Consider the following 4,278-nt stretch of genomic DNA (forward strand, 5'->3'; position numbering starts at 1 on the left):
AGCAGCAGGGCTGGGATCAGTCGACAGGATTGCACAGCGACAGGGATTATCACTTCTTTGCTTTAAGGCTCAAATGCGTCACCCCTGAACAGAGGAGGACGAGTGAGTGGGGAAAAGAGGTATATTTGTCTCTGTACAGAATTACCACACTTTAGTCTAAGACACTCAAGCTATGGAGGAAAAGAAGAGTCAGGTCATCACCTCGATTACCCTGATGGATGGGACGGTGCTACCGTGCGAGCCACTCGGGGAGGGCGAGAAGCCGGTGCCGACACGCTGGGCTCTCAATCACGAGACCGGCGAGTATTACTACAAGCCTCAGCCGAAGTTTCGGTCGGATGAGACCGAGGAGGAGATCGATGAGATCCGTAGGATCGGGTGGGAGCTCTGGCTGGAGCATGCGTTCCTCATCTACAGGCACCGAGAGGAGATTCTGAGGGATAGTCGGATGTTCCTGACCCCGCTGATGACCCAGTGCGGTCTTGCCTACACGGGGAGCTCCGGCTTCGAGCGACGCACGGTAGGGATCTACTTGGAGTGGTGGGCGACCTGCCCCTTAGCGACGCACGTCGATGAGGAGGGCGTCCTGTGGTTAGTGACAGACTTCGGTGGCATCCCGCTCTCCGGGACCAATCGCACCACCTTCGTCAGCGAGGATGGCCGGAGAGATATGAGACCAGTCCATGACTTTACGGCGCTCTGGTCGTCGTATCAGGAAGTCAATGTCCGCTATAATAGGGCGAAGCGATACTGCCGCTCCTACAATTTCTTCGAGCTGGTGAAGCTCCTCGAGGAGAGGTGAAAAAAAGGACGCACAGCCATTTGACTGTGCGTCCTTTTTCTTTATGCTTTCGGGGGGGGGGAGGGTTACTCCCACTCAATCGTGGATGGCGGCTTGGAGGAGATATCGTAGACGCAGCGATTGACGCCGTCCACCGTATTGATGATCTCACTCGACACACGGGCGAGGAAGTCGTAGGGCAGGTGCGCCCAGTCGGCACTCATCGCATCGACGGAGGTGACGGCACGGAGGGCGATCACTTGGTCGTAGGTCCGCTCGTCGCCCATCACGCCGACGGAGTGAACCGGTAGGAGGATCGCTCCCGCCTGCCATACCTCGTCGTAGAGACCCGCCTCACGCAGCCGGCTGATAAAGATGTGATCTGCCTCCTGCAGGATCCGAACCTTCTCCGGCGTAATGTCGCCGAGGATGCGGATGGCAAGACCGGGGCCGGGGAAGGGCTGGCGGTAGACCATGTCGTGCGGCATGCCGAGCTCCTCGCCCACCTTGCGCACCTCGTCCTTGAAGAGCTTACGGAGCGGCTCCACGAGGCTAAACTTCAGGTCCTCCGGCAGACCGCCCACATTGTGGTGACTCTTGATCGTCGTGCCGGTGATGGAGAGCGACTCGATCACGTCGGGGTAGATCGTCCCCTGGGCGAGCCACTTCACATTCTTGAGCTTATGCGCCTCGGCGGCAAAGACGTCGATGAAGCCCTTGCCGATGATCTTTCGCTTCTGTTCCGGATCGGAGACGCCCTCGAGCTGGGAGTAGAAGTAGTCGACGGCGTCGATCCCCTTGACATTCAGCCCCAGTCCCTTGTAGAGAGACATCACTTCGTCAAACTCGCCCTTGCGGAGGAGTCCGTGGTTGACGAAGATGCAGTAGAGCCGGTCACCGATCGCGCGGTGGAGTAGGGTGGCGCAGACGCTTGAGTCGACCCCGCCGCTGAGTGCGAGGATCACCTTGTCCTCCCCCAGCTGCTCCCTCAGCTCCGCCACCGTGGTGTCGATGAAGGAGGCAGGCGTCCAGTCGTGCTCCAGCCCGCATATGTCGATGAAGTTACCCAGCAGGCGGCTCCCCTGCTCGGAGTGGTGCGCCTCGGGGTGAAACTGTACGCCCCACACCGGAGCTGCCTTGCTGCGGAAGACGGCGATCGGGATATTCTCCGTCGTTGCCAGCACCTCAAAGCCCTCCGGCAGGACGGTGATCGAGTCGCTGTGGGACATCCAGACGGTCGTCCCCTCGGAGAGTCCCCGGAGGAGCGGGTCCTTTGCCCCCTCGCTGCCTATGGAGAGATGAGTGCGACCATACTCGTGCAGCCCGGTCTGCTCGACGGTGCCACCCAGTTCGCCGGTGATCAGCTGGGCCCCGTAGCAGATCGCCAGGATCGGGAGACCTCGGTCGATCAGCGCCTGCACGTCGATCCGGAAGGATCGGGGGTCGTGGATGGAGTATGGGCTGCCGCTGAGGATGACGCCCTTGATATCGGAGAAGTCCTCCGGTATCGATCGGTACGGCACCACCTCGCAGTAGACACCGAGGTCTCTCACACGGCGAGCGATGAGCTGGGTCGTCTGGGAGCCAAAGTCTAAGATTAGGATTTTGTCAAGCATTTGGGGATCTGTATCGTGTGTGTGAATGCACTATTTCTGCTGAGAGGACCCATTGCCCTCGAGGAGGTGTGGGCGAAGCTCCTTTGTCCGCTCCACCGCCCGGTCATACTCCCACTCGCGGATGAGACGCTCATTGCCGGAGAGAAGTACATCGGGTACCCTCCACCCATGCCAATCGGCGGGACGGGTATAGATGGGCGGGGCGAGGAGATTGTCCTGAAAGGAGTCGGAGAGCGCACTCTCCTCATCGCCCAGCACGCCGGGGATCAGGCGGATGATCGAGTCGGCGATCACGGCAGCGGGCAGCTCTCCTCCGGTGAGGACGTAGTCGCCGATGCTGATCTCGCGGGTGATCAGGTGGTCGCGGATGCGCTGGTCGATGCCCTTGTAGTGCCCACAGAGGATGATGATATTCTCCTTGAGGGAGAGGCTATTGGCAGTCGGCTGGTCGAGCAGGTCGCCGTCGGGGGAGGTAAAGATCACCTCGTCGTAGGGGCGCTCAGCCCGCAGTGTCTCTATGGCGCGCTCCACCGGCTCTATCTGCATCACCATACCGGCGGCACCGCCGAAGGGGTAGTCATCCACGCGGCGCCACTTATTGGTGGTGTAGTCGCGAAGATTGTGGACAAAGATCTCAGCGAGACCCTTGTCCTGAGCCCTCTTAAGCATCGACATGCCGATGAAGGGCTCGATCATCTCCGGCAGTACGGTCAGTATATCGACTCTCATACCGCAAAGATACCAAGTCCCCGGCACATAGATCTGCTGCTACCGCGCCTCACATCGACGGTCCCGCACCGTACTGATTGAGCTTCACCTTCGAGGTGGCGGTCTGTCCGTCACGGAAGGTCATCGTGACCGTCAGCGTCTGGGGTCTCCGGTACTCGGCATTGTCCGTTCCCAGGATCATAAAGACCGTGGAGATGCCGACGTAGTCCTGATTCGTCAGGTCGAGGTCGCTCAGCTTGCCATAGAGGATCTCCGTGAAGCTACTCTGGTCAGCAAAGTTTCTTCGCAGGATATCCCTGTAGGCACGGTTCTGGATCGGCAGCTCTGTGGGTGGCTCCTTCGGAGAGTACTTCTTGTGCTCCTTCGCAAAGAGGTCGGAGCAGCCGGTGAAGTAGGCAAATTCGCTCGCCAAGTTGCTCCCTGCCTTCAGTTCCTTGCTCCAGTCGATGTCGCTGGTGATGACGATCGAGGTGACCGGCGTCACGTAGTAGAAGTGCAGCGGGACGGCCGCTCCACCATTGCGGACCAGTCCGCGGTAGGTGGCGGGCTCATCGAGCTTGTCGCCAAAGGACTCCGCATACTGAGCCACGCGAGGACGCTGTGACTCGGACAGTATGGTGACGCAGTCCTTGTAGGTCCTCTCCTTCTGTCCCGCCACCTCCTGGGCGCTCAGGATGAAGAGGAGTCCGGTGGAGTAGTCCTGACCGGCTACGAAAGTCGGCTTCTCGATGAAGCCGGTCGCAAAGTGATCCCACGTGATCACCTCCTCAGTCTCGTCGAGCTTGGGGAAGCAGCCGCTAAGTCCGAGCAGCAGCGGGAGAGTGAGTGTCAGCAGTGTTGCTATCTTTTTCATGATAAAGTGTATTTGTCCCTTCTGTGATTGGGATCCTAAAGGTACCGATTTTCCTGATAACAGCGTGAGCCCACCGCGTGAGGATCAGGGGTGACGCATTTGAGAGACACCGTAGCCATTTATCTAATAGTGAAGAGTGGGGAGCGGGCAATGCAAGCAATCCCGCGACCCCGCCAGGGTGTCGCACTCATTGCCAGTCTGGTGAGTGCGACACCCTGGCGGGGTCGCTGAAGGCTCTGCTCGGCGACCCACAAGGGGTCGAGGGGGTAGGGAAGGGTCTTTGTACATCGGTCACCGCT

Annotated in this window: 5 protein-coding genes; 1 reads left to right on the forward strand and 4 read right to left on the reverse strand. The window is 59.5% G+C overall.

The annotated features are described in order from the left end of the window. Positions 1 to 172: 172 nt before the first annotated feature. Positions 173 to 802: a hypothetical protein gene (locus B088_RS07975; protein ID WP_018107904.1), complete on the forward strand. Its 630-nt coding sequence runs from the start codon at positions 173 to 175 to the stop codon at positions 800 to 802. Between the two features lie 65 nt (positions 803 to 867). Here B088_RS07975 and guaA read toward each other — a convergent pair whose 3' ends face one another. The 4 genes from guaA to B088_RS08760 all read right to left on the reverse strand — a co-directional run. Then, positions 868 to 2,397 carry a glutamine-hydrolyzing GMP synthase gene (gene guaA / locus B088_RS07980; RefSeq protein ID WP_018107905.1) on the reverse strand — a complete coding sequence of 510 codons (1,530 nt, stop codon included), beginning with the start codon at positions 2,395 to 2,397 and terminating at the stop codon, positions 868 to 870. 30 nt (positions 2,398 to 2,427) lie between these two features. Further along, the gene (gene trmD, locus B088_RS07985; RefSeq protein ID WP_018107906.1) at positions 2,428 to 3,126 is read right to left on the reverse strand and encodes a tRNA (guanosine(37)-N1)-methyltransferase TrmD; all 699 of its coding nucleotides are present in this window, start codon (positions 3,124 to 3,126) and stop codon (positions 2,428 to 2,430) included. A 49-nt stretch (positions 3,127 to 3,175) separates the two neighbouring features. Then, the gene (locus B088_RS07990; protein ID WP_018107907.1) at positions 3,176 to 3,979 is read right to left on the reverse strand and encodes a hypothetical protein; all 804 of its coding nucleotides are present in this window, start codon (positions 3,977 to 3,979) and stop codon (positions 3,176 to 3,178) included. Positions 3,980 to 4,098: 119 nt separating this feature from the next. Then, positions 4,099 to 4,278: hypothetical protein (locus B088_RS08760; RefSeq protein ID WP_211204672.1), on the reverse strand; the 180-nt coding region annotated here is incomplete at its 5' end.

The organism is Porphyromonas bennonis DSM 23058 = JCM 16335, from assembly GCF_000375645.1.
GTDB lineage: Bacteria > Bacteroidota > Bacteroidia > Bacteroidales > Porphyromonadaceae > Porphyromonas_A > Porphyromonas_A bennonis.

What these genes read in the sequence shown, in the direction of transcription:
- B088_RS07975 (WP_018107904.1), top strand. Translation starts at nt 173, where the DNA reads ATGGAGGAAAAGAAGAGTCAGGTCATCACCTCGATTACCCTGATGGAT.
- guaA (WP_018107905.1), bottom strand. Translation starts at nt 2,397, where the DNA reads ATGCTTGACAAAATCCTAATCTTAGACTTTGGCTCCCAGACGACCCAG.
- trmD (WP_018107906.1), bottom strand. Translation starts at nt 3,126, where the DNA reads ATGAGAGTCGATATACTGACCGTACTGCCGGAGATGATCGAGCCCTTC.
- B088_RS07990 (WP_018107907.1), bottom strand. Translation starts at nt 3,979, where the DNA reads ATGAAAAAGATAGCAACACTGCTGACACTCACTCTCCCGCTGCTGCTC.